The sequence below is a fragment of the Kiritimatiellales bacterium genome (genome assembly GCA_041656295.1).
Classification (GTDB): Bacteria; Verrucomicrobiota; Kiritimatiellia; order Kiritimatiellales; family Tichowtungiaceae; genus Tichowtungia.
In genome coordinates this window covers 17962-44397 of sequence record JBBADV010000014.1, presented here as the reverse complement: position 1 = coordinate 44397, position 26436 = coordinate 17962, and the positions used below count along the sequence as shown (strand labels likewise).

The 26436-nt window shown below is 50.0% G+C and carries 24 protein-coding genes and 1 tRNA gene; 16 read left to right on the top strand and 9 right to left on the bottom strand.

What is annotated here, in order from left to right; translation table 11 throughout:
- Positions 1–49: 49 nt before the first annotated feature.
- From miaB to WC959_09370, 7 genes are all read left to right on the top strand, one after another.
- The gene (gene miaB / locus WC959_09400; GenBank protein ID MFA5689344.1) at positions 50–1366 is read left to right on the top strand and encodes a tRNA (N6-isopentenyl adenosine(37)-C2)-methylthiotransferase MiaB; all 1317 of its coding nucleotides are present in this window, start codon (positions 50–52) and stop codon (positions 1364–1366) included.
- A gap of 18 nt (positions 1367–1384) precedes the next feature.
- Positions 1385–2317: a peptide chain release factor N(5)-glutamine methyltransferase gene (gene prmC / locus WC959_09395; GenBank protein ID MFA5689343.1), complete on the top strand. Its 933-nt coding sequence runs from the start codon at positions 1385–1387 to the stop codon at positions 2315–2317.
- Between the two features lie 177 nt (positions 2318–2494).
- Complete coding sequence (locus WC959_09390) at positions 2495–3814, top strand: hypothetical protein (protein MFA5689342.1); 1320 nt, start codon at positions 2495–2497, stop codon at positions 3812–3814.
- Positions 3815–3947: 133 nt separating this feature from the next.
- A complete protein-coding gene (locus WC959_09385; GenBank protein ID MFA5689341.1) occupies positions 3948–4718 on the top strand; it encodes an ABC transporter permease in 771 nt (256 codons plus the stop codon).
- Positions 4715–5485: an ATP-binding cassette domain-containing protein gene (locus WC959_09380; protein ID MFA5689340.1), complete on the top strand. Its 771-nt coding sequence runs from the start codon at positions 4715–4717 to the stop codon at positions 5483–5485. Before WC959_09385 ends, WC959_09380 begins: the two co-directional genes overlap by 4 nt.
- Positions 5478–6404 (top strand): MlaD family protein, encoded by a 927-nt coding sequence (locus WC959_09375; GenBank protein ID MFA5689339.1) that lies wholly within the window; start codon positions 5478–5480, stop codon positions 6402–6404. Before WC959_09380 ends, WC959_09375 begins: the two co-directional genes overlap by 8 nt.
- 222 nt (positions 6405–6626) lie before the next feature.
- On the top strand, positions 6627–7355 hold the full coding sequence (locus WC959_09370; GenBank protein ID MFA5689338.1) for a hypothetical protein: 729 nt from the start codon (positions 6627–6629) through the stop codon (positions 7353–7355).
- A 20-nt stretch (positions 7356–7375) separates the two neighbouring features.
- Here WC959_09370 and WC959_09365 read toward each other — a convergent pair whose 3' ends face one another.
- Positions 7376–7777: a hotdog fold thioesterase gene (locus tag WC959_09365; GenBank protein ID MFA5689337.1), complete on the bottom strand. Its 402-nt coding sequence runs from the start codon at positions 7775–7777 to the stop codon at positions 7376–7378.
- Between the two features lie 64 nt (positions 7778–7841).
- Between WC959_09365 and WC959_09360 the strand changes: the two genes are divergently transcribed.
- Genes WC959_09360 through WC959_09350 form a run of 3 tightly spaced genes read left to right on the top strand, consistent with a single transcriptional unit; the run spans position 7842 to position 10005 of the window.
- On the top strand, positions 7842–8345 hold the full coding sequence (locus tag WC959_09360) for a GtrA family protein (GenBank protein ID MFA5689336.1): 504 nt from the start codon (positions 7842–7844) through the stop codon (positions 8343–8345).
- A 10-nt stretch (positions 8346–8355) separates the two neighbouring features.
- Complete coding sequence (locus WC959_09355; protein MFA5689335.1) at positions 8356–9216, top strand: hypothetical protein; 861 nt, start codon at positions 8356–8358, stop codon at positions 9214–9216.
- 12 nt (positions 9217–9228) lie between these two features.
- Complete coding sequence (locus tag WC959_09350) at positions 9229–10005, top strand: DUF1961 family protein (protein MFA5689334.1); 777 nt, start codon at positions 9229–9231, stop codon at positions 10003–10005.
- A 19-nt stretch (positions 10006–10024) separates the two neighbouring features.
- On the opposite strand, the gene WC959_09345 is transcribed toward WC959_09350, so the two are convergent.
- Positions 10025–10639 (bottom strand): hypothetical protein, encoded by a 615-nt coding sequence (locus tag WC959_09345; protein MFA5689333.1) that lies wholly within the window; start codon positions 10637–10639, stop codon positions 10025–10027.
- 408 nt (positions 10640–11047) lie between these two features.
- Here WC959_09345 and era point away from each other — a divergent pair, with 408 nt between their 5' ends.
- From era to WC959_09320, 5 genes are all read left to right on the top strand, one after another.
- On the top strand, positions 11048–11962 hold the full coding sequence (gene era / locus WC959_09340; protein ID MFA5689332.1) for a GTPase Era: 915 nt from the start codon (positions 11048–11050) through the stop codon (positions 11960–11962).
- Positions 11963–12267: 305 nt separating this feature from the next.
- Positions 12268–12606 (top strand): hypothetical protein, encoded by a 339-nt coding sequence (locus WC959_09335; GenBank protein ID MFA5689331.1) that lies wholly within the window; start codon positions 12268–12270, stop codon positions 12604–12606.
- Positions 12607–12656: 50 nt separating this feature from the next.
- Positions 12657–13403: a hypothetical protein gene (locus WC959_09330; protein ID MFA5689330.1), complete on the top strand. Its 747-nt coding sequence runs from the start codon at positions 12657–12659 to the stop codon at positions 13401–13403.
- Positions 13404–13433: 30 nt separating this feature from the next.
- On the top strand, positions 13434–14243 hold the full coding sequence (locus WC959_09325) for a hypothetical protein (GenBank protein ID MFA5689329.1): 810 nt from the start codon (positions 13434–13436) through the stop codon (positions 14241–14243).
- A gap of 261 nt (positions 14244–14504) precedes the next feature.
- Positions 14505–14591 (top strand) — tRNA-Leu (locus WC959_09320).
- A 139-nt stretch (positions 14592–14730) separates the two neighbouring features.
- Here WC959_09320 and crcB read toward each other — a convergent pair.
- The 7 genes from crcB to WC959_09285 all read right to left on the bottom strand — a co-directional run bounded on the left by crcB (position 14731) and on the right by WC959_09285 (position 22907).
- Entirely contained in the window at positions 14731–15114 is a 384-nt protein-coding gene (gene crcB, locus WC959_09315) for a fluoride efflux transporter CrcB (GenBank protein ID MFA5689328.1), read from the bottom strand.
- 96 nt (positions 15115–15210) lie between these two features.
- The gene (locus WC959_09310) at positions 15211–15504 is read right to left on the bottom strand and encodes a hypothetical protein (protein MFA5689327.1); all 294 of its coding nucleotides are present in this window, start codon (positions 15502–15504) and stop codon (positions 15211–15213) included.
- Between the two features lie 3 nt (positions 15505–15507).
- Positions 15508–18357, bottom strand: coding sequence for a type I restriction endonuclease subunit R (locus tag WC959_09305; GenBank protein ID MFA5689326.1), 2850 nt, complete (start codon positions 18355–18357; stop codon positions 15508–15510).
- Positions 18358–18414: 57 nt separating this feature from the next.
- On the bottom strand, positions 18415–19005 hold the full coding sequence (locus WC959_09300; GenBank protein MFA5689325.1) for a four helix bundle suffix domain-containing protein: 591 nt from the start codon (positions 19003–19005) through the stop codon (positions 18415–18417).
- A 156-nt stretch (positions 19006–19161) separates the two neighbouring features.
- Positions 19162–19611 (bottom strand): hypothetical protein, encoded by a 450-nt coding sequence (locus tag WC959_09295; protein MFA5689324.1) that lies wholly within the window; start codon positions 19609–19611, stop codon positions 19162–19164.
- A 120-nt stretch (positions 19612–19731) separates the two neighbouring features.
- Complete coding sequence (locus tag WC959_09290) at positions 19732–20934, bottom strand: restriction endonuclease subunit S (GenBank protein MFA5689323.1); 1203 nt, start codon at positions 20932–20934, stop codon at positions 19732–19734.
- A gap of 386 nt (positions 20935–21320) precedes the next feature.
- Positions 21321–22907, bottom strand: coding sequence for a type I restriction-modification system subunit M (locus WC959_09285; protein MFA5689322.1), 1587 nt, complete (start codon positions 22905–22907; stop codon positions 21321–21323).
- 245 nt (positions 22908–23152) lie between these two features.
- Between WC959_09285 and WC959_09280 the strand changes: the two genes are divergently transcribed.
- Entirely contained in the window at positions 23153–26341 is a 3189-nt protein-coding gene (locus tag WC959_09280; protein ID MFA5689321.1) for a DEAD/DEAH box helicase, read from the top strand.
- Positions 26342–26436 lie beyond the last annotated feature (95 nt).

Here is a 26436-nt window from a genome sequence, read left to right as displayed (position 1 = left end):
CAGAATTCTTTGAAGCTCAATCTATAAGACAAAAAAGATTTTACAAAAAATGACTGGAACATATCACATTTGGACGATTGGATGTCAGATGAACGAGGCGGACAGCCGGCATCTGGCGTCGCAACTTGAAGCGCTGGGTTTTGTTGAGACGCGTAAAGCGGATGACGCGGATATTGCGGTGCTGAACACCTGTGTGGTGCGTCAGCAGCCGGAAGATAAAGCGGTGGCAAAACTGACGGCACTCGGCGGCGTGAAAACGGCGCGCCGGCGCGGCATGATTATTGCTCTGATGGGCTGTATGGTCGGTAAACGCGAAGCGGAGAATTTAGCGGATCGTTTTCCGTTTGTAGATATCTTTATGGCGCCGTCGCAAACCGATGCGCTGATTGATTTTATTCTGCAGCACGATCCGTACAGTCATCTGAGCCGCGCGCAGGTTGAGCTGGCGGATTACCGTCTGCCGGCGGTGAACCGTGACAAAACGGTGACGGCGTTTGTGCCGGTGACGCTCGGCTGTTCGCACGCGTGTTCGTATTGCATTATTCCGTACCGGCGCGGGCCGGATCGCAGCCGTGCGCCGGAAGAAATTCTGTCCGAAGTTCGTTCGCTGGCGGAGCAGGGCATCAAGGAAGTAAATCTGCTTGGGCAGATTGTTGACCGTTACGGTTTTGATCTCGGCGACGGAATTAATCTCGCGTGGCTGCTGAAAGAAGTAGCAAAGATCGACGGAATTCTGCGCGTTCGTTTTCTCACGAGTCATCCGGCGTATATGGACGATGAACTGATTCGCGCCGTGGCGGAAACAGAAAAAGTCTGTCCCTATTTTGAACTGCCGTTTCAGGCGGGCAGCGACCGGATTCTGGAATCCATGCGGCGCGGTTATACGCAGGCGGAATACCGCGCAATCATTCAGCGCATTCGCGAATTTGTGCCGGACGCATCAATCAACACCGATGTCATCGTCGGCTATCCCGGCGAGACGGAAGAAGATTTTCAGGAAACGATGAAACTCGCGGAAGAGTTGCGGATGGATATGCATCACATCGCGAAATATTCACCGCGCCCGCGCACGCTGTCGGCACGCATGAAAGACGATGTTCCGGCGGACGAAAAAGAAAATCGGCGTGTGCGACTGGATGAACTCGTCACACGGATCAACGCTGAAAAATCGGCGGCGCTGCTCAACACGACGGTGGAAGTTCTGGTGGAAGAATTTCAGGAAAATAAAAACCGCTGGCGCGGCCGTACGCCGCACAACAAACTCGTCTTTTTTGAAGCATCAGAGAATTGTTTGGGCGAACTGGTAAACGTTAAAATTGACTGGACGGGGCCGTTTTCCCTGATCGGAAAAAGAGTGAATGATTAAAAATTTCCGGCACATCGAATGAATCTGACTGAATCCATAAAACAACTGGAAGCCGCCGGACACGGAAATGCAAAGCGGACCGCAGAGGAACTGGCGGCGTATCTGTTGAAATGCAAACCGCTGGAGGTTTATTTTTGTGAATGTTCGCCGGAACAGACAGTCGAATTTGAATCGCTGATTGCGCGCGCGGTTTTCTGTGAGCCGGTGCAATATATTATTGGTCATGTGGATTTTCGCGGTCTAAACATTAAATGCGATGCGCGCGCGCTGATTCCAAGAGCGGAGACGGAGCTGCTGGTTCAGGCTGTTCTGGATAAAGTAGACGCGACGCCCTCGTCGCGTAACGTGCGCAGGGAACGCGACGAGGGCGTCGCGTCTACTTTGCAGATTGTCGATGTAGGAACGGGAACGGGATGCGTGGGGCTGTCGCTGTTGAATGAAATTCCAAACGCAAACGTTGTTGCGGTAGATATTTCACCGGACGCGGTGTCGCTGGCACAAGAGAATGCGACGGCGCTGGGATTTGAGGAGCGTTTTACGGCGGTACAGGGGGATTTGCTAAAAGTAGACGCGACGCCCTCGTCGCGTTCCCTGCGCACGTTACGCGACGAGGGCGTCGCGTCTACTTTATTTAAAGAAAAATCCATCGACGCCGTTGTTGCGAATCCGCCCTATATTTTTTCGGCGGTGTGTATGACGCTGGATCGGTCGGTGCGCGATTTTGAACCGCGCCTGGCGCTGGACGGCGGCGCGGACGGAATGGATCTGATTCGCAGACTCATGCCGCAGGCAAAAGCGGCTTTAAAGTCCGGTGCCGGAATTTTTCTGGAATTCGGTTACAATCAGGGCGACGCAGTGCGCCGGTGTTTGATTGAAAACGGTTTTCAGCGGGTTGAAATTAAACAGGATTATGCCGGATACGACCGGATTGCCATCGGTTTCGCACCGTAAAAATTTAACCGCGGATAAAACGGATTTTATAGGCAGAAAACGGGAGAAAGAATTTCACCACTAATTTACACTAATCGGCACTAATAATTAGTGTAAATTAGTGGTTAGAAAAACAGGACAACTCCGCCGGTTAAAAATAATTTTGCATTATTTAAGAACGTGTTACTCTGTCGTGAGATGAAAAAAACGGCGTTGTTGTTATGCATGGTTTTTGTCGCCGGCGCACTGCCGGCGGGAACGCTGTTTCCGTTGTATGCAAACGTAGCAACAAACGGCGGGACCTTCTTTGCGGTACGTCCGTTTTATTCGCATGCGACGGTGCCGGAGGGTGAGATCCGTGATTATTTGTGGCCGCTCTATTCGCGTAAAGAGTTTAAGGAGGAGGCGGCATCGCGTGCGCTGATTTTCTGGTTTACGCATAATTTTGAAAAGAGCAATCAGAACGATCCGCGTATCCGGCGCTGGCTGCTGCCGGTTTATTTCCAGGGGCGTGATGCCGCCGGTGAAAATTATTTTGCGCTGTTCCCATTCGGCGGAACGATTCACGAGTTTTTAGGACGCGATGAGATTTCGTTTGTGTTTTTTCCGGTGTATGCCAGGAGCCGGATCAACGAGGTGAAGACAACGAGTGTATTGTGGCCGGTGATTTCGCATACGCGCGGCGATGGAATTGCGCGCGACCGCGTATTCCCGTTTTACGGACAGTCGTCGCTTGCCGGAAAATATGATAAAAAATTTGTGCTGTGGCCGTTTTGGACGTCGGCAGAGTATTATTATCCCGGCAATGAGGGTTCAGCATGGATTCTGTTTCCGCTTTACGGTCGCGCGAAAACGGAGATTGAAAGTACGCACTGGATTGTGCCGCCGTTCTTTCGTTTTACGGACGGGGAGAAGCAGGATAAAGTGTACTGTCCCTGGCCGTTTTTTCAGCGCGTAACGGATGAGCGCTGCAGTAAATTATATGTGTGGCCGGTGTGGGGGCGCCGGGAATATCATCGCGGCGAAGACCGGCGGACATTTTTTCTCTGGCCGGTTTTTTTCTCCGGCAGACAGAAGGAAGCGGATTTGATTTATATCCGTCATCGCGTCGTGCCGGTCTTCTTTTTTGAAAAAAGTGTGCTGTGCGATGAAACGGTTGCACTGGATGAGTGTCCCGAAGTTTCGCGTTACTGGCACGTCTGGCCGCTGATGAGCCACCGGCGCACCGGAACATCATCACGCTTTCGTCTGCTCGAACTCTGGCCGGTCCGCGACACGCCGCCGGTGGAGCGCAACTGGGCGCCGCTATGGACATTGTACCGGCGGACAGATGATGCCGGAACCATTTCAACCGATACGCTCTGGTTTCTCTGGCACAGCGAAAAAAAACCGGCAGACGGAGAGAAGGAATGGTCTTTACTGCGAGGGCTGGCAGCGTATAAAAAGGATACAGAAAACCGGCAGGTGCGTCTGCTGTGGTTTTTGCGTTTCGGCGGGAAAGAGACCGGAACAGAATGATTTTTTACAAAGAAGCAGGAAAGATAAAACCATAGAATACACAGAAATTCAGAGAAGTTGATCTCTCTGGGTAAAAAATTTGAGCAGGATGCATACAGATAAAAAATCGGGAATCGGGAATCGGGAACCGGAAATGTTTTCCCGGCTGGGGCGTGATGTGCTGCAGGCGTGTCAAGGCGCCGGCGCGGCGATACTGATGCTGGCTTCGGCAGCGGCCTATATTCCTACCGTATTTCATCCGCGTGCGCGCCGTGAAGCGGTCATGCAAATGTATGTTGCAGGAATTAAAAGTCTCGGCGTAATCACAGTGGTGGCATTCTTCACCGGAATGATTCTCGCGTTGCAAACAGGATTGATTCTCCGGCAGTACGGACAGGAAGTGAATATCGGTATGCTGGTGATGGAAGTGATGATTCGCGAGATGGGACCGATGATGGCGGGGCTGATTATTGCGGCAAGCGTCGGGTCGTCCATCGCGGCACAGCTCGGAACAATGGCGGTGTCGGAAGAGATTGCGGCGCTGGAAGTGATGTCGATTGCTCCGAACCGTTTTCTGGTGATGCCGCGTCTGGTGGCACTGGCAGTGATGATGCCGCTGCTGACGGTCTACACAAACCTGATCGGGCTGCTCGGCGGCGGTGTAGTGGGCAAAACGCAGCTCGGCGTGGCATTCCAGGCGTATATGGATAATGCGATTCAATACGCAGTGAATAAAGATTTATATACCGGACTGTTTAAAGCGACGATGTTCGGTGTGATTATCGCTACGGTGGCGTGTTATCAGGGAATGACCACGCGCAACGGCGCGGTCGGCGTCGGTCGCGCAACGCGGTTGTCGGTGGTGATTTCGTTTCTGCTGATTCTGATTATCGGCTATATGATCACACGGATATTTTACGTATGATTGTTTTTGATAAAGTTACAAAACGGCTCGGCGGGCGGAAGGTGCTGGATAACGTCAGCTTCGAAATCCTGCGCGGTGAAACCTGCGTGATTGTCGGACTTTCCGGCGCCGGAAAAAGTGTGACGCTGAAACACATGGTGAAGTTGATGACGCCGGACAGCGGTGAAGTCCGGATCGGCGCTGATATAATCAGTGCGGCGCGCGGCCGGGAGCTCGAGCGCATCCGCCGCCGGTTCGGGTTTCTGTTTCAGCATGCGGCGCTGCTGCAGTGGATGAGCGTATTTGAAAACGTTGCGCTGCCGCTGCGCGAAAAAACAAAACTGACCGAAGAGAAAATTTCGAAAACGGTGCAGGAGAAACTTGCGCTGGTGAATATGCAGGACGCCGGCGAAAAAATTCCGGCGGATCTCTCCGGCGGGATGCAGAAGCGCGCCGGACTCGCGCGCGCGATCGTGATGGAACCCGAAATTATCTTATATGACGAACCGACCTCCGGACTCGATCCGGTCATGTCGCGCCAGATTGATAAACTGATCGACAGCCTGCGCGCAAAACTCGGCGCAACCAGCGTGGTTGTCACACACGATTTGCAAAGTGCGCTCTCCATCGGAACGCGCATTATGATGATCGACGGCGGGAGCATCGTGGAGAATGCCGTGCCGGCGGATTTTATTAACTCGAAAAATGAAACCGTGCAGCGGTTTCTCGAATCTCAATATATCCTGCGCCGCGGCGACTGGGAGAAAGGAATGCAGACCCATGCCTAAAAACAGAACGTTAAACATCGAAGTGCTGGTTGGATTTTTCGTGTTCCTCACTCTGATTGTGCTGGGCATTTTTACAATCGTGCTCAGCCGGAAGAATTTTTTTAAAGAGTATTATCCGCTTGCAGTGCACTTTGAAGAGATCGGCGGACTGCGTCCCGGCGATAATGTATTTTTGCGCGGCACCAAAGTCGGCGTTGTAAAAACCACTGATCTCACACACGGCGGTGTATTCGTTCACGCCGATCTCGATGTTGCAGTGCAGCTGCGCACCGGCTACCGGATTGAAATCACCGATTCATCGCTGCTCGGCGGGAAGCAGATGAAAATTTATGAAGGGCCGCTGACTGCGGGGCCGATCCCGGCGGATGCCGGCGTGTACGGTATAACGCCGGTAAATGTGTTTGACGATCTCGGTATCGCCGTTGCTGAAATTAAAGATATGATCAAAGACGTCAGTGCCGGCGAGGGCACGCTCGGCAAACTGATGAAAGATGATCAGGTATATAATAATCTCAATGCAATTACTGAAGATCTCCGGCAGGTCAGCGAACGCCTCGCCGCGGGCAAAGGAACGATCGGGAAGCTGCTTTCCGAAGACGAAACGCTGTACGCCGATCTGCAAACCACCATGGGGAACGTCCGCGAAATCACCGATAAACTGAAATCCGGTGAAGGCACGCTCGGAAAATTAATCCAGGATGAAGAGGTCTATGTCAATATTCACAGCATGCTGGCGAATTTCAGCAAGATCAGCGACGATCTGGCAAACGGCGAGGGCACGCTCGGTAAACTTATGACCGACGATTCCATCTATATTGAAGCGCAGCAGCTCCTCGCCGAACTGCGCGCCGCCATTGACGATATGCGCGAAACTTCACCGGTCACTACCTTCAGCACCATTCTTTTCGGTGCATTCTAATGCCGGACAGGCATCCTGCCTGTCCACGCCGGCGCAGAAAATGTGGCACAGGCATTCCTGCCTGCGCAGGGCAGACAGGAATGTCTGCCCCACAACTATGCATGCGCGGACAGGCTGGACTCGAAGAGTGGCTTTCTGAAAGAAAGTAGCGACAGCAGGGAGCGGCAACCCTGTCTTATATTTTTCTATCACTCGCATTTCTTTTTAAGTATAGAGATGTGAATGAAATTTTCCAATATAACCAATATTAAATTCCGGCGCATCATTACTCCGGTTTTTGCCGGTACCGGAATTGTTTTGTTTTGCATTTATTTGTTTCAACCCGGTACGCCGGAAATCCGCATTGCCGACCTTTCACCGGAAATGAATTTTAAACAGATTAAAATCCGCGGTGAAGTTTCCGGACAAGTCACGCAATTGAAACGCGGCGGGATTATTTTTGAAGTGGACGACGGCACCGGTGTAATTGCTGTTTCCGGCGGCAGAGCGGTTACGTCATCGTTACGGCATGCCGGAAAAATTCCGCAGCACGGTGACCGGGTTGAAGTGACCGGCAATCTGAATGCCGCTCAGGATTTTGAATACAGTTTATGTTTGTCGGCGGCAGAGCAGTTTATCCTGTATCGCCAAGCGCTGCCGGACATCGTCCCGCCGCCGGAACTTCAGCTTGCAGAAATTATTCCGGCACTGGAGGGAAAAACGGTGGCGGTGCGCGGCGTATTGACATCCGTTGAAATTTCGCTGCCGCATTCACGAATGCCGTACCGTTTACTTATTGAAAGCGCCGGAATTTCTGTTCCGGTTGTGTTCTGGGACGACGTAATGATTGTGATGGGCGACCGGCTGCCGGCGCCGGGAAAAATGATTCGGGTTTGCGGGCGTGTGGAGCTTTATAAAGAGGAAATTCAAATCAGACTTTTCCGCGCCGACGGGTTGCAGGAAATAAAGTAGACGCGGCGTTTCCGCCGCGTCTACTTTACTTTATGCAGCGTGTATGCCGTGCCGGTAAACAGCGCAATGAGATCGCCGGATTGTTCATTCACGATTTCCACTTCGTAGAGCGATACCGTCCGCCGCCGGCTCACTTCGCGGACATGGGCAGTCAGCATATCGCCTTCTTTTGCCGGCGCGAGAAATGACATGCTCGTCTGTAATCCGACCGACGTTCGATCATCCGTATTCGATGCAATTGCAAAGGCGTGATCCGCTAAGGTGAACACTGCGCCGCCTTGAATGATTCCGAGGCCGTTGAGATGTTTCGGCTCAACAGTTAATCGTGCCGACCATGTTCCGTTGTCACAAAGGAACCGTTCAATTCCGACATGTTCAATAAACCGGTCATGCTTCAAATGTTCTGCGAGTTCTGTTGTCATACGAAAAACTATAGCGCAGAAAAATGGATCGTCAACCCGCCGGAGAACCGGCAGACTTCGCGCCATGAAAAAAAAGGTCACTGAGTTTTTAGCCAACAAAGACAACCCGGTTGTGCAGTTTATTAAGTATGGCGTTTGCGGCGGGATTGCCACGGCGGTGGATATTTTCATTTTCTTCATTGCCGCCTGGCTGATTTTTCCGGCGCTGACGGAAAGCGATCCGTTCACGGCGCTGCTTCGCCGGGCGGGGTTCGATATTCAGCAAATTTCCGAACATCTCCGGCTGCGGAATTACTGGATTGACAAAATCATCTGTTTCATCTTTTCAAATCTCACCGCCTATATTCTGAATGTACTGTTTGTGTTCAAAGCCGGCAGACACAAACGGCATCACGAATTTATGCTGTTCTACGGTGTTTCGCTGATTTCTTTTTTTACCGGCACATTTGTCGGCGACGTTCTCATCCGGTTCTTCGGACTCGCCACCACATATTCGTATGTCGCTGCAATGATTTCTGCACTGCTCGTCAATTACGCCGGTCGTAAGTTTTTTGTTTTTAAAGGATAAAAGAGTGTATATGAAAAACGGGATTCGATTCATTTTTGCATTGAGCGTTTTGGGAATTATTCCGGCGTGTGAACGGCGAGAAAAATCGGTTGAAAAAGGAGCGGTGATGAACGCAGATGAAAACGCGGTGGTTCAGCAGGTAACGCTGACGGTGGCGGAAGGAAAACGGCTGATTGCTAAAGGCCTCGCAAAATATCCTCCCGTGCAGGACAAGCTGAACAACGGCGTAGTGATTATTACGCGCGGCAGTTCAAATTCGTATCTCGTCGAAGAAATCCTGTACACCAATCTGGCGCGCGGTGTGTTTATGACCGGCCGGATTCAGCCGGCGAATTCCAAACCTGTCGCGCCGGACGGCGAACCGCTCGGGGAACTGATTTTGCGTAATGGTGCGGTTGATCCGGATGCAACATTGATTGCCGGACTGCGTTCGATGCAGAAGGGCGACATTATTTTTAAAGGCGCGAATCTGGTCAATTATCGTGAAGGCAAAGCCGGAGTGTGCATCGGCCATCCGACCGGCGGCACGATGGGCATGTTTCTGCCGTTCATTGAAAAACCAGGCATTCGTCTGATCATCCCCGTCGGACTCGAAAAGCAGACGTCGCAGAATCTGGATGAGCTTGAAAAAATCAGCCGCGCGGACCGCGATGCCAGTGGAAAAATTCCGTGGATTAAAGTTCTGCCCGGCGAACTTTTCACAGAAATCGAAGCCATCAAACAATTCGCGAATGTTGATGTCTATCAGCTCGCTTCCGGCGGTATCGCCGGTGCCGAAGGCGCGGTGACGCTCGCCATTAAAGGTTCGCCGGAAGAAGTTAAAAAAGCACTGGCTGCCGTTTCCACCGTGCTCGGCGAACCGGTGTATTAATTAGGAATGAAGATGGAAGGGTTTATTTGCTGTTTGGTGCTGATTGCCGGAGTTATTTTCAGCGATAATACGATGGAATTTAATCAAGCGAATGATGCGCAGTGGGTGCAGGTGTTTGCGGATGACTGCACCGGCGACTGGAATGACAAGTGGTTTCTTGACGGAGAGATTGCGTCTGTTGAAAATTCAACTGACGGAATGAAACTGGCTGCCGGCCCGCAGTTTTTAAATGATGCACATCACATGGTTCTGTGGACGAAGCAGGAATTTTCCGGCGACATTAAAATTGAATTTAATTATACAAAACTTGATTTTGAAACGCGCTGCGTGAGCATTCTTTATTTTCATGCCACCGGCAGCGGGGATGGGCCGTATGCCAAAGATATTACGAAGTGGAATGAACTGCGCCGGATTCCGGCGATGAAAATGTATTTTAATCATATGAATCTTTATCATATCAGTTTTGCCGCGTTTCCGAATTTCGGCGCTGAGCGCGAGCAGTATATTCGCGGCCGGCGTTACATTCTCTCCGGTGCCGGACTGAAAAATACCGATCTGATCCCGGACTATTTTCCGCAAGATTTTTTTGAACCGGGTGTGAAACATCACATTACGGTAATCAAATGCGGCAAAGAAATTTTCATGCGTGTTGAAAATCCGGCGCAGACGCTTGTTTGCAAAATGAGCAATCCGGATCTGCCGGATACGAATGAAGGCCGTATTGGACTGCGCCAAATGTATATGCGAACGGCATTATTCAGCGATGTTAAAGTCTATCAGGTTGAATAATTTCCGTTTCAAGTTTCGTTTAACATGACTGACTGTCTTTGTGATTTGAATGAAATTTTCCCCATCGAACGATAAGCGCATGATATTCGTTGAAAAGCTGAACATCTTCAGGAAGCTGCGCGGTGAAAGTTCCGGCGACGGCATCGTAAGGCAGCTTTGATTCGGCTTCAAATCCGTGGGCGGCGAGAAACCGGCGCGTATAAGCATCAACCACAAACACCGGACGTTTGGCGGCGTAGAGCAGAATGCAGTCGGCTGTTTCTTTGCCGATGCCTTTTACGGCGAGCAATACTGCACGCAGCTCATCGGTTCCAAGTTTGAAAAGCCGGTCGAGTTTACCAGTGTAATTTTCATGCAGTAACGATGCAAAATTTTTTAGACAGCCGGCTTTCTGATTAAAATATCCGGCGGGCCGAATCCACTCGGCCAGCTCCGGCACCGGAATTTTATAGAGCGTTCCCAAATTGAGTGCGCCGTTCCGGTGCAGATTTGTGATGGCGCGCTCGACATTTTTCCACGCGGTGTTTTGCGTGAGAATGGCGCCGGCGATCATTTCGGCGCGTGTGCGCGCCGGCCACCAGTTTTGCGTACCATATTCGTTCAGCAGTTTTTCGTAGAGCCGCAGAAGTTTCATGTGTATTGATTTTATGTTATTTTAATTAACCGCAGATTGAACGGATATAAACGGATGGAAACAAGGCAGAGATAGAGAAAAATTTGCCGGGACATACAAAATTTACACGGATTTTAATTGCGTCAGTGCTCAAGAAAAAAATTGAGCGTTGAGAATTGAATGTTGAACATTAACGATCTTTTTCCCCTTTGTGTCTCTGGCGCAGAAATTTTCCACGCAAAGTCGCAGAGCTTTTGGCGGGTAGGGCGGCCGGGCCTTGGCCGCCATAAATTTGAATCATTCAATAACGCTCAAACGCGCCCGGAGGTCGCGTTCCGCCTTTGTTTCTTTGCGGTTCTGCGTGCAGAAGTTTCGTGTACGTTGATTTTATACTGTCCGGCGCGGATGCAACGTGGCATGTTGTTTTGAATGACAGAGATACAGCATGAAATTTTAAAATCCGGTGTTATTACGGTAGTCGGACGGACTAACGTCGGTAAATCAACCTTACTGAACGCGCTGGTCGGTGAAAAAGTGAGCATCGTCAGCGATACGGCACAAACGACACGCAATGTGATTCGCGCGATTTTAACGGAACCGCGCGGACAGCTCGTTTTTCTGGATACGCCGGGCGTGCATAAGGCAGAAGGCGAACTGGGCAAGAACCTGAATAAAATGGCGCGCGCGTCAGTAAACGGCGCCGATGCGGTCTTGCTGGTGCTTGATGCATCTGTTGCACCGCGTCAGGAGGATGACGGCTGGATGCGCCGGTTGATGAAGGACGACGTGCCATGTTTGATTCTACTGAATAAAACCGATGCCGGTGCAAAGCATTTAGAGGGATACAAAACACTATGGTGCGACATTGCCGGCGAAAAAAACAGCCTGATGTCTCCGGTATGGATCGCCGGTTCGGCGCTGAACGGCGGCGGGCTGCCGGAGTTAACATCCGCGCTGTTTTCCGCCATGCCCGAAGGTCCGCCGCTTTTTCCTGAAGATATTTTAACGGATTATCCGCGTAAGCTGAATATGGCTGATGTGATCCGTGAAAAATATTTTGAACGCCTGCATGATGAACTGCCGCATGCGCTGGCGATCTGGGTTGAAAGCATTCATGAAGCGCCGGAAGAGTGGACGGTGGAAGCGGACGTGCTGGTAGAGCGCTATTCGCAGAAGGGCATTGTGATCGGCGAAAAGGGGCGGCTGTTGAAAAGTGTTCAGTATCAGGCGGCCCAAGAGCTTTCCGAAATGTACGGCGTGCCGGTGAAGGTCAAACTTTGGGTCAAAGTCGAAAAAGAGTGGCGGAAAAATTTTTGGATTCTTCGTAAACTTGGTTATGCGTAGAAGGTTAGATTAAAGAACGTTTAGAAAACCGGCAATGCCGCCAACGCCAAAATCGCAAATAATAAATGCAAATTGATAGTTTCTCGCAAAAACCGCAAATTTTTAGAATATTTTGGCTGAAATTGCCGAAAAATGATTAAAAACGGGGACAAGGGGAGATGTGTTAAAAAATTCCGGGGGATAATTTTGTTTTTAAATTTTCTCATAACAGTTATTTAGATATTCACCACTTGATTTCTTATTGACTTATAGATGATTTTAAGGTTTCTTGACGTTAATGCGATCATTTTTAAAGGAGATGTGTGATGAAGTTATTGATTAAAGTTGGATTATCAGTTGCGGCTCTTTTACTGGTTTACGGTTGTGCTTCTAAGAATGCAGTCTGCCGTCTGATGCCGCCGGAAGAAATGAACGGCCCGTTCCTGCGGTATAAGGATCTGCCGGGCGAAAAGGTTTTTGTTTGCGCAGTTGATCCGAGCGGTGCATGGACGTTTGCATACGATTACGATCGTGCCACAACGGAAGAAGCGGCCAAAACTGCTGCTGAACGTTGCGATGTACAGCGTGAAAAAATCGGTGTACTGAACAAAGGAAAACTGTACGCCGTGAACAATGAAGTGGTTTATTTTGATTTCTGTGATTAATTCAAACGGACTTCTACTCTGAAAGCCGGCTTCGCGCCGGCTTTTTGTTTATGACAAAAAAGAAACAGTGGAAAAAAACTTCACCGGTAAAAGGGAAGCAATCCGTCAAGAAAAATATCCGGTTCCATATCTATTCTGTGCTGATGCTGCTGCTGGCTGCTGCACTGCCGGTTTCAGGAATTGCCATTCATATTGCCGCCGGAAAGGCGGGGCCGAAATGGCTCAACACAAACGTCGGCTTGAGATTTGTCCTCATAAATCCGTTCACTGCCACCGTGCATCTTTATGGATTAACAATTCAAAATCCAGAGGACTACAGTTCCGGGCCGGCAATGAAATTTGGACATTTAAGAGCTCATTTTGCTGTCACATCATTTCTTGCCGATACCATCGTTGTAAAAAAAATCTATTCATTCCGCCCCGAAATCACATACGAAAAATCGCTCTGGTCAAGCAATCTGAGCGCACTGCAGGACAATCTCAAGCAATCCATAAAAGAATCAGGAAAAACCGGCGCGGTATCGAAACGGATTATCATTCGCAATGTAGTGCTTGATCAAGCGGCGGTGCACGTTACAACACGCTCCACCGATTCCCATCTGGTACTGCCGCGCCGGACAATTACTTTTCAGGATATTGGCGGAAGCGATTACAAAACACCGGTGGAAGCGGCGGCAAGTATTTTCACTTCCATCGGGAATGCCGCAACGGATGCGGCTTCGTCAGCGGGGCAGTCAGCAAAAGATGCCGCCGGAACAATCAAAAAAGAAATTGGAAACTTTTTCTCCGGAGAATAGAGTATCCGGAGATATCATTAAGGAGTTCATATGAAAAAAATTCTGGCTATCACCGGTATCATTCTCGTCGTTCTGATTGCTGCCGTACTGCTGTTGCTCGGAACCATCATTAAAACCGGCGTAACAACTGTCGGACCGAAAATTATCGGTGTACCGATTGAACTGCACAGCGTTTCAATTAATCCGTTCACCGGCACCGTGAACCTGAAAGGCCTCGTCGTCGGCAACCCGGCAGGATTCAACACACCGAGTGCGATGGAACTCGGCGAATTTAAAATCAATCTTTGCACCAAATCACTCTTCAGCGATACTATCGTTATTAAAGAAATTCTGATCCGCGAACCGGGTGTTACCTATGAACGCGCGCTGCGCGGAAGCAATCTGAGCGCGATTCAGGATCATCTTGCATCTCCCGAAACCGTGCCGGCAGAGGAAACTGCCGCTGCAGAAACACCGGCAGAAAAAGCCGCGCCGGCAAAAAAAGTGATTATTGAAGATTTCCAGCTTAACGGTGCAAAAGTGAATGTGTCCATCACCGCCGCCGGCGGGCGCCGGATAACCTTGCCGCTGCCGCCGGTGCACCTGAAAGACATCGGCAAAGAAAAAGGCGGCGCAACGCCGGTGGAAGCCGCCAAAGAAATTTTCAGTTCCGTCACGCACGCCATCACACAACTGGTTGCATCCGCCGGCGATCTCACTAAAAACATCGGCAGCGCCGCTTCTGATGCTGCGAAAAGTGCCACTGAAGTCACGAAAGACGCGGCCAAAGGTGCGGTGGATGCAACCAAAGATGCCGCCGATTCAATCAAAAAAGGCGTTGGAAATATTTTCGGCAAATAAAAGGTGATGGAAAAATTCTTCTGATCTCCGCCGCGTTCTGCCCGTTCTTGTTATTGCCGTATTTCTTTGGCACACCCTGCCGAAAAATCCGGATACGCTGAAAACATGCCGGAAAAAGAACAGCGAAAAAACAAACAGCAGATCAATCCGGTTGAACACTCCGGTTTGCGCACTGTTCGGATTTAAAATTAAAAACCGACAACATATCGCTTGCTCCGGCGGAGATGAACCGCTACGTTTTGCGCTTTCCTTTAGCTTCATGCTCGGGTGGTGAAATTGGTAGACACGCTAGCTTGAGGGGCTAGTGGCAGCAATGCCTTCAGGGTTCGAGTCCCTGCCCGAGCACCATGGTTAAAACGCTTCGATTTTTTTTAAATGCCGATAAAACGGATTTAAAAGTTAATCCGGCAGAGAACCTCACGCACCCGTCATTGCTTCCGGACTGAACACGCCGTCCGCACATACCGAAAAACTATGTTATAAAAACTTACATCAGCGCACCCAGCCGCCAACCGCCCCAGACCGCCAGAAAGCCGAGTCCATTACTCAGCAGCAGATTTAAAATCATACCTGCATACCGTCCCTGTTCCGCCAAAAGCAGTGTGTCGTATGCATACGTTGAGAATGTTGTGAACGCGCCGAAAAATCCTACCGTCAGAGCCAACTCCAGTTCGCGTATCACCGGGAACCGGCCAGACAAACAGCGTACCGCAAAACCAAGCAGCAGGCAGCCCAGCAGGTTTACCGCCAGCGTGCCGACCGGGAAACCGGCAGCGCGCCCACCGAAAAATGCGTGTGTCGCAGAACTCAGTGCGTAACGTGCAATCGCGCCGAAAAATCCGCCGATTCCAATAAACAGAATTAGTTTCATTGGTGTTTTTGCCCTTTAATTAATTGTTCAAGCTGTGCCAGCTCTTCGATTTCATCCGTCGTTAAATAATTTTTTGCCATGATAATATCTTGCTTGCTAACAACAGTTCCTTCCCATGACGTCAGCCCCATATTCGGTTGCACCGCACGGATAGTTTCTACCGTCCAGGGCAGTTGTTAAGAAATCCTTAACAACTAGAGTTTCATCCAACTCATTATCTTTAAATATGTTGGATATATGCATACTGATGTTTGGAACTGAGGCGGCAAAAAGTTCTGCCAACTGATTCCGGTTCAGCCAAACATTGCCGTCCTGCGCATATAAAGCGACAGAAGCTTTACCGCCTTTGGTTGTATAAATAATCAGATTCTGTTTTTCGGCAGAATTCATTGTTTAAACCCCGGTTAAAAAGGTCTCAATAAAACTAAAAATTTTATCCAGAATGCGCGTGGCGGTTTTCGCGCGGTCGCGCAGGCCGGGCCTGGTTTTCATCATTTCAACAATCTCGTCGCGCAGTGGGCTCTTGCCGGTAAAGAGATAATCGCTAATAATTTTATCGAGTTTTTCAGTGTTTAAATTTTCATCGCCGGCGAGTTTTTCAAATGCGCGCGCCTGTTCTCTTTCCCAGTAAACTTCAAACGCTTCCGGAATCTCGGACGGATCGCCGATCTGCGGCAGATTTTTCTCAATAAAGCGTTCGATCAGTTCGCGTTTACTGCGCAGTTCCGCCTCGCTGTTCAGCAGTTCCAGAATCTTCTGTTTTTTCTCCGCCTGTTCAACCACCGGCGCCTCTTTCAGTTCCGCCAGCAGCCGCAGGATATAGGCCACATTAATCTCATCGCGATGGATCAGTTCCAGCTCAAAATCAATATCCTGCAGGATCGACACCTTTTCTTTTTGCAGCGCCAGCGTCACCTTGTCATGCAGATCGAGATATTTGCTCTTATAATCCTCAAACAGCTGCGCCGTCATCGACAGATCATCAAAGGTAAACTGGGTGAAGCTTTTTAAAATATTCAGCAGGCGGATCAGCGTCCGGAATATTTTAATAAACTCCAGCTCCTGCTCCTCATCCTGCAGTTGAGAAACGCTGTTCACCGACGGCGCAACGTGGATCAGTTGTATATATGCCTCATTAAACCGCCTCACGTACTCTTCATACGGATCAATAAAAATTGTTTCCGGCGGGTTATTATCCGCAAAGAGCCGGACGGCGTCATCCGCATGCTGTTTCAGGTTGCGGAAGCAGACGATATTGCCCTGCGATTTCAGCTCCTTACACAGGCGGTTTGTGCGTGAGAAGGCCTGAATCAAACCGTGGTATCTCAGGTTTTTATCCACATAAAGTGTATTCAGCCGTTCGCTGTCAAAACCCGTCAGAAACATATTCACCACCAGCAGGAGATCAATCTGACCCTCTTTCATCCGGCGGGCGACATCGTTATAATAATTATAAAAAGAATTTGCATCTCGGGTCGTATAATTAGAGCCGAACAGGCGGTTATAATCGCCGATGAATGTTTCCAGCGAATCACGCGAATGTGATGTTTTGTATTCATTGCCGGTTTCCAGCAAATGCAGCTCCGTCTCATCATCCTGTATCGGAAACGCGGCGGCGTCCTGATCCTCCTCATTCGCCTGATAAGAAAAAATGGCTGCGATCTTCAAATTATGCCCGCCGGATTTTTTCAGCGCATCAAAGGCGGCGTAATAGTTAATCAGCGCCGGAATCGACGACACAGAGAAAATCGCATTAAATTTACGGTTGTGCGTCTTCCGGCTATGATTTTCAGCAATATATTCAACAATCGCCTCCATCCGCTGCGGCGCGCCGAAAACCTCTTCCTCGTCAATCGCCTCCACCGCCACATCCGTAATGTCACCGTTCCGCTGCCGGAACGTCTTCATGTATTCCACCGAAAACTTCAGCACATTCTCATCGCGGATTGCATCGGTAATCACATAGCTGTGCAGCCGCTCCTCAAACAGATCCTTCGTCGTCTGCCGTCCGACTTCAGCGCTCATTCTGTTCTCTACAAAAATCGGCGTGCCGGTAAAACCGAACATCTGGCAGCGCGTAAAAAACTGCTTAATCGCCTTATGCGTATCGCCGAACTGACTGCGGTGGCATTCGTCAAAGATAAAAATAATCCGCTGATTGCGCAGCGGCCCCATCAGCGAACTGAACCGCTTGTTTTTAATCGCTGTATTCAGCTTTTGAATCGTCGTCACAATCAGCCGCGTATTATCCGTAAACTGCTTTACCAGCGTCTGCGTATCATTTGTCCCGTCAATACTGCCCCGGCTGAAACTGTTAAACTCCCTGATCGTCTGATAATCGAGATCCTTGCGGTCCACCACAAACAGCACCTTATCCACCTTTGGAAAGGTCGTCAGAATCTGACTCGTCTTAAACGACGTCAGTGTCTTCCCCGAACCGGTCGTATGCCACACATAGCCGAAGCCGCGCCCGTGCTGCACCTTCTCAATAATCGCCTCCGTCGCATACACCTGATACGGCCGCATCACCATCAGCATCTTCTTCGACTCATTCAGCACCAGAAACCGCGTCACCATCTTCGCCAGATGACACTTTTCCAGAAACTGATCCGCAAACGCCGACAGCCGTGCCACCGCCTTATTCTGCTTATCCGTCCAGTAAAACGTCTGCTTAAAACTGCGCTGATCCACACGGTTGTTCGCATAATACTTCGTATTCACCCCGTTGCTGATCACAAAAATCTGAATGTACTGAAACAGCCCCTCGCCGCAACCGTACGAATGGCGCTCGTAGCGGTTAATCTGATTAAACGCCTCCTTCAATTCCAGCCCGCGCCGCTTTAATTCAATCTGCACCAGCGGCAGACCGTTAATCAGAATCGTCACGTCATACCGGTTTTTGTAGCGCCCCTCCACCGTCACCTGCCGCGTCACCTGAAAGCGGTTCTTGCACCAGTCATCCTGATCCAGCAGTTCAACCGTCCTCTTCTCATTGCGGTCATTCGTGTAGACAATCCGGTCGCGCAGCGTCTTCGCCTTTTCAAAAATCGACCCCTTGCTCAACTGGTTTAAAATCTGGCGAAAATCGCCTTCGCTCAACACAACATTATTATGCGCCTCAAGCTGCATTTTCAGATTTTTCAACAGCGAGGCTTCATCGCGCACCTCAACCGGCTCATAGCCCGCTTCAACCAGCTTCCGAACCAGCCCGTCCTCTAAAATCTGTTCCGGTTGTGTGGTCATACATTCTTTCAAAAGACGAAAACGACCCAAGCGGCGAAAGCCGCGCTCCCTATTATCTTAGTTATTTCCGTCATTTTTCTTCCGCCAGTTCCTTTTCTGCTCATCCCGCACCTGAATGCGCGCGCGCGTCATCCGCTCGCGCAAGCCGCCTTCTTTCAGGAAATCCTGTTCCAGCCGCCGGATCTGCTGATCCAGCAGATACGTTGTCACCTTAATCAGCCCGGCAATCGCGTTGACGCGGATGGCCGGATCCTTGTGCTCCACCGCCGCGCGGAACGTTTCATAATCCGCCTCCGGCTCGCGGCACAGCACACTCAACCGTTGGGCATAGCGGTGCTCCTTGTCCCACTCCGCAATTCCGCGGTCACGCATAAAATCGCGGTAATCCTCCAGCAATTCCTCCAGACTCGCACGCGCAACATTTGTCAGTTTCAGCTCGGTTTCCTTTGACGTGCCGGACGCCGCACTTCCCTCAATAATATTCTGCTTACCACTGCGCGCCGCCTGCACCATCTGATCAATCGTGCGGTCATACCGGTCGAAAAACTCGCGGCAAAACCGGCGCGTCGCCTGATACACCACCAGCGACTTACGGTACGACTGCAAATCCTGATAGCCGCCGTGCGGAGGAATAAACCCCTCAGCCACAATCGTTCCTTTCCAGTATCACCGCCATTTCACTCCTTTATGCCGCTCACACAAACATTCTTTTCCTAAAATTCGTGCAGTTGAAAAATTCATTTTCCAACCCGATATTCGCCGTGTGAAATAATAAACGATCTCCTTTTCAGTATCACCGTCACTTCAGTTTTTTATGCCATTTTTTAAATTTTCCGGTTCATTCTGGAATTCCATTCGGCGCATTAAACCGGTTAATTTGTTTTTAAATCGTTCCATCGCTTTTATCGCATCACGAATTCCAGAACGGCCCAATCCTAATGCACTATCTGCGTTTTGAAAATCAGCAACCAGTTGTGACATCTCTTTATTGTCCGGAATCAATTTTTTTAACGAAATCCATTTGCGCTTAAACTGATCTCGCTGACTACAACATTCTACACCATTTCTTAACAACCCCAAAAGCTCTTCTATGTAATCAAGCATTTGATCTGTTTTCTTTAACAATTCTTCTTTTTCGTGCTTTTTTCGCTCTTCAGCAACTTTTTTACGATCCAGCCAGCGATCCAACCGAATAGCAACCACTGTTGTGAAAATTGTTATAACTCCTGTTAGAATAGCAGTTCCAACTTGCATTTCATTTTCTCACTAATAACTAATCAACAAATAACCAGCAACTGGCAGTAAACTACAGTGTCTCCTTTTCAGTATCACCGTCATTCCAGTCCATTATGTCACTTTCATCCAACAAACTGCTTACACAAACATCTTTTGCAAAAGCCCTTTTTTAAACTCGCGCGCTTGTAAAATCCGTTTTTCGACCTGTTCAATTTTTCGATCCATTGCAGAAAGACAATCCGCGATTTTTTTCTGTTCTTGAATGCACGGCATTAAAATTCTAATTGATTCCAGATCTCTCGAATTGATTGCAGGGTAGCTCGTCCCCGTACATCGCAAGAGAACTTTTCGGACAAAATCTTCAATATGAAGCCAGTGGTAAAGGAACATTTTATTTTGGTTTGTTCTTAATTGGGCATATCCTGTCGATGCAACGAACCCGCCTTTGCGATCAAAGAAAAAGTTATTTTTTTGATATGGCCGCACCAATTGAAAAAGGATATCTCCTTTTTTCAACACACGCTGAGCTCGGCTGGGCGCATTTTCTTTTCTCACTTGATTTTCTTGGATTAATAGCCCGCCAACAACACTTTCCAAATCAATATATATAAAACTATCTGGGAAACCATCAGTATATGGATTTACCTCAGCAACATCCCCCAACCGTTTTTCTTCCCAATCGGGGAAAGGCCGGCCATTATCGTCGGTGAAGCGGAGAGTTTGACTGAACAGTTTTTGCATCAGCCCTTTTTTATACTCTTTCAATAAATTCCGTTTTTTCTCCAGCCTCTCAATCCTTCGATCCACCGCAGAAAGCAACGCGGCAATTTTTTGTTGTTCTTGGAGAATAGGAGGGAAATCCCATTGTATATTTAAAAATGCAGATTTACTAAGCACTCGATTTCGCCCAGCACCTCCGGGGGAAATTAATTCCAATACAGACCGAAACCGTTTTCGAACAAAAACTGACCGAAAAAAATCTCTACAAACAATGTCATTATTAAATACATAAGTCGGGAATCGATGAGAAACCAATCCGCCATCATCATATTTCCCTGCAATAGCAATTGCACCTTCCCAGGCAAAAGTAATGTTTACAATAAGATCTCCTTCGCGCACTTCGAAAAGCTTCTCCATCGCTACTTTTGTAGGATCAAAATCATTTTTTTGAAAAGTCCCTTTTGCATGACTTCGTACACCAATGGATTTGTATAAAGCAGTTGGCTTGTTCACTTCCCGAAAAGTTGGAATGAGAAATTCTGATAAGGATTTATTTGTCCACTCTCCCTCAAACTCAGGAAAGCGGAGTTCAGGAACTTTTTTTTGTGCGTTTTTGTGCATTCTCGTGGCTAACTTTCTCTCTTCAAAAATCCTGTTAATCCTGTCTAAAATTTTCAGTTTTTCGTGTATTCAGTGGCTTGATTCCATTCATACGTGCGGCGGTCAAGGGACTGACCGCCCTACCATTTTTCTTCGCGTTTTTTGCGATCTTCTGTTGGATAATTCTTCATTTGCGTTCATTAACGTTCATTAGCAATTGGAATCTTCGTTTTCCTTTGTTCCCTTTTGTAAAAAACTCTCATCTGTTTATATCTGCGTCATCCGCGGTTAAAAATTCGTTGTTCATAATCCTGTTTATCCCGTTAATCCTGTCTAAAATATATTCTGCGCATGCGTGCGGCGGTCAAGGGACTGACCGCCCTACCATTTTTCCTCTCTCAATCCATTCAAAACGGCGCCGGAATGCCGAGCTCTTTACAGAATCCCGCAATTTCACGATCCGTTTCAACCATACGCTCGTCCAGTTTTTTCAGTTCTTTTGCCACCGCCTCCAGATCCACCGGCGCTTCCTCTTCAAAGGTATCCACATACCGCGGGATATTCAGATTCCAGTCGTTCTCCTCAATTTCCGAGAGCGAGGCTTCAACGCTGAATTTATCAATCACATTCCGCTCGCGGTAGGTTTTCACAATCAGATCGACATCTGCGTCGCGCAGTACATTCTGGTTTTTCACCTTTTCAAAATGGCCCTCGCCGCTGGCGTCGATAAACAGAATGGAATCATCTTTCTGCCGGCATTTTTTAATCACCAGAATACAGGCGGGAATAGATGTACCGTAAAACAGATTTGCCGGCAGTCCGATGACCGCATCCAGTACATTCAGCTCCTGAATCATGTGCCGGCGGATTGTGCCCTCCGCGCCGCCGCGGAACAGAACGCCGTGCGGCAGAACGCACGCCATGGTTCCGTTGTCGGCCAGCTGATAGATCATGTGCTGAACAAATGCAAAATCCGCTTTACTGGTCGGCGCCGGCGCGCCGTATTCACAGAACCGTTCGTCGGTCAGGTGCAGCGGATTATTTTTGCCTTTCCAGTTGGCGGAAAAGGGCGGATTGGCAACCACCGCTTCAAAACGGAAATTTAAATGTCGCGGCGCTTCGAGCGTGTCCTCCTGCTGAATATCAAAATCGCGGTAATGCACACCGTGGAGAATCATATTCATACGGCAGAGGTTGAAGGTGGTGCGGTTCATCTCCTGTCCGAAAAATTCCGCCACGTCCGCCTCTTTCGCCACGCGCAGCAGCAGCGAGCCGGAGCCGCAGGCTGGATCATAAACCGACCGCAGTTTGTTTTTTCCGGTGGTAACAATCCGCGCCAGCACGGTGGACACCTGCTGCGGAGTATAAAACTCGCCGGCTTTTTTGCCGGCGCCGGCGGCAAACTGTCCAATCAGATATTCATAGGCGTCGCCGAGAATATCGGCGCGGGTATCCTCCAGCTTAAAATCAATGCCGTTCAGATGCGACAGCACCTTCACAATCAGTTCATTCCGCGCGGAAACGCTGCGTCCGAGCTTGGTTGACTGCAGATCAATATCCTCAAACAGCGCGTTGAAATCGTCTTCGCTCTCCGTTCCCATTGTACTCTGCTCAATATGCGTCAGTACATTTTCGAGGTCGTCGAGAATATAGTTCGGAGCGGACTCATCGCCGGCGGATTTTTCCGCGCGGGAACTGCCCCGTTCCACCAGCGATTCAAACAGCTCTGCCGGTTTCAGAAAATAGCCCAGCGTTTCGAGCGATTCATCGTGAATGGCTTTTAAAAGATCATTGTCTGTCAGATTCCGGTACTCTTCCGTTTTTTCGCCTTTCAGCAGTTTGTTGGCATATAAACACTGTTTTTCTGACAGATATTTATAAAAGATAAATCCGAGAATATAATCGCGAAACTCGTCGGCATCCATTTTGCCGCGCAGTTCATTCGCAATACTCCACAGCTTCTGCTCCAGCTGCCGCTTCTGATCTCCTGACATATAGGCTCCCATTCTTAAAACAATGCAGCCTTTATACCAGACCGGCCGCGCCGGCGGAAGTTTTCAATCCACAGGGTTATAACGCCGGAAAACGGCGAAAACAGAGCAGGCAGGGGAGCGGCAGAGGTGATTTAAACACATTTTACTGTCCGGCAAGTTTTTCAATCTTTACGCAAAAAACGGCTCGTATTTTTTGTCCGGCTGAAGACAATGGTTACCTTTTGTTACGAGGTAAAAACCGTAGAATGAAGCTGCCGTTTACACAGAAAATTCTGCAGGACTGGGCGGGATGGAAAGCATACCGCGACGGCAAACTGCTGTTTGAACGCGGCGTGGTAGACAGCGTGGAGTTTGATCCGCCGTTTGTTTCCGGCGAACTGGCGCTCGGTATACGCGGCATGCGCAGCAGGTTTGAAGTCCTGCCGGACGGACTGGTGGATAATCTGTGCCCGTGCCGCGACAATCAGGAAAAGGGTTTAATCTGTGTGCATCTGGTGGCGCTCGGCCTCGCCGCAATCCGGCAGTACAGCGATCCGCTGCGTGAAGAAAAAGCGGCGCGCGAAAAACGTCAGGCGGAACGGCAGAGGCAGTTTGACGAGTCGCAATATATTCAGCGCGTGCCGGCAGATTCGCCGAAGGCAGTTTCGGCGATTCTGCGGATTGAAATGGAAGGTCACTGGCGGACGGCGGCAGAAGGGGGGCGTTTCCCTATGCTCTGTTCCGCAAATTATCAGGGTCACATGATGCCGCTGAACGATGTTCCGCGCGATCTGCCGCTGTCGTTCACACCGCGCGACGAAAATCTGCTGTTCGTGCTTGAAGATATTGTTGAAGGTCCGGCGCAGGGACAGTTTACCGCGGCTGAAAATGATTTTATCAATCTCCTGCAGCTGTTCATCAATAAACCGCTGTTTGTACAGGGACAGGAAAAACCGCTGACGGTATCGCCGGAAATTGCGGCGACGCGGCTCAGCGTTCTGCTGGATGAAAATACCGGCGAGTTGAATCTGTCGATTCAAACCGATGTACCGGACAGCGGTGAAAAACCGCTGTTCATTATCGGCGCCCGCGCCGGCTGGGTTTTTTCCGGCGGGACATTCCGGAAAATCGATGCACTGCTGCCGCCGCCGCTGCGCGGAATTTATCATCAGGCTGCGCGCATTCCGCGCGCCGCTGTTCCCGGTTTTATCCAGCAGGAATTTCCGGGGCTGCAGCTTTTGATTCCGGTAGACACCAATATTTCGCCGGATCTGTTTATCCTAAAACCGGCGGAGCCGCGTTTCCGGCTGGTTGTCAGCGGCAGCCGTGCATCGCTCTCCGCCAGGCTTTATGCGGAATACGGGGCCAACACGCTCATCGCCGCGCGTGAAGAGCCCGCCGGACATTTTGCTGTCCCGAGCGCCGCCGATATTATGGAATATCAGGTGCGCAACATCGACGCCGAAAAACGCGCGCTCGATCAGCTGGCTTTTTCCGGTTTTCGCGGACATCGCGGCGATCTGCTTACGTCGGTCGTCGGCACGCGCGAAGTGCTGAATTTTCTCGGCGGCGCGGTGCCGCGCCTGCGCCGTTACGGCTGGCGTATCGAAATGGAGGGACGCATTGCGCCGTTTATGGACGAAGCCGAGTTTACATTGCCGGTCATTCATATTCACGAATCCGGCAACGGATTTTTCGACGTCGGCTACGAATATGAAAGCACCGGCGAACAGAGTTTAAGCGAAAGCGAAATTCAGCGCGCCCTGAATATGGGCGATGCTTTCGTTGAGAAAAACGGGCGTACCGTTCTGCTTGATATTGATGCTATTGAAACTGCCCGCGATATTTTTCGCGACTGTGCAGTGGATGCCGCCGGCGCCGGCGGTTTATTCCGCATGAACGATATTTATGCCGCTTATGTGCAGGCGTCGCTCATGTCGCTCGACGGCGTCGACGTCGAGGCGCCGCCGGACTGGCGGCTGCGCGCCGAAAAACAAAACCGTGAAGAAAAAATCACACCGGAACCGCTCGGTGAAACGCTGGAAGAGATCTTACGCCCGTATCAGAAAGAGGGCGTCTACTGGCTGCGCTTTCTTGAACGCAGCGGCTTTGCAGGAATTCTGGCCGACGAAATGGGTCTGGGAAAAACACTGCAGACATTAACCTGGCTGCAGTTCGAGCGCATTAACGAAGCCGCGCGCGGAAAGCCGGCGCTCATTATCTGTCCAACGAGTCTCGTCGATAACTGGGGGGAAGAGGCGGCGAAATTTACACCGCAGCTGTGCGTGCTGAAAATGCAGGGCGCCGACCGGCATGAGCACATCGGAAAAATCGGCAATGTCGATCTCGTTATTACATCCTACGCATTACTCCGGCGCGACCTGGATGAATATCTGAAATATGAATTTTCCGTTACGGTGCTCGACGAAGCGCAGCACATCAAAAACCGCACGACGCAAAACGCGGTGGCGGCTAAAAAAATCCGCGCGCTGCATAAACTCGTACTCACCGGAACGCCGATCGAGAACAGCGTTGCCGACCTGTGGTCGATCATGGATTTCCTGATGCCGGGCTATCTCAGCAATCATAAAGCTTTTCGCGAACATTATGAATTGCCGATTTCTCACGGCGGACCGGACGGCAGTCTCGCGCAACTGAAACTCCGGCGCAAGCTGCATCCGTTCCTCATGCGGCGGCTGAAAAAAGAGGTTGCCAAAGATCTGCCGCCGAAAATCGAACGCGTTGCATTCAGCACGCTCAGCAGGGATCAGTACATGGTCTATCGCGAGCTGCTCGAACATGCGAAACGTAAAATCGGCGATATGGTCGCGGCGCAGGGGTTCAACCGTTCGCGCATGCAGATTCTCAAAACGCTGCTCCGCCTGCGCCAGACCTGCTGCCACCTGGATCTGCTGAAACTGCCGGATTTGAACAGTGAATTTCCGTCGGCAAAGATGGAGCTGTTTTTTGAACTGGTCAACGAGGCGCTCGATGCGCAGCACCGCATTCTCGTCTTCAGTCAGTTTACATCCATGCTCGGAATACTGCGCCGCGAGTTTGAAACGCGCGGTCTGAAATACTGTTATCTCGACGGTGCAACCCAGGACCGGCAGCGCATGGTGCATCAGTTTAATACCGACCGCTCCATTCCGGTATTTTTAATCAGCCTGAAAGCCGGCGGCAGCGGACTGAACCTCACCGGCGCCGACATGGTTATCCATTATGACCCGTGGTGGAATCCGGCGGTGGAAGATCAGGCCACGGACCGTGCGCACCGTATCGGTCAGAAAAACACCGTTTACAGCGTAAAACTTATCACCAAAGATTCCGTTGAAGAAAAAGTTCTTGAAATGCAGAAACGTAAAAAAAGTGTCATTGATGCCACTTTGAAAAAGGACAGCGACTTTACCCGCAGTCTCACCTGGAACGATGTTCAGGAGCTGCTGTCGTTATAAACTTTACAACGGGCGTCACCGTATTTTTATTTAGAAGTGCGCGCAACGCTGTGCAGCCATTCCGTGCGGTTTTTATTTAAAAACGCGGAGTTCGT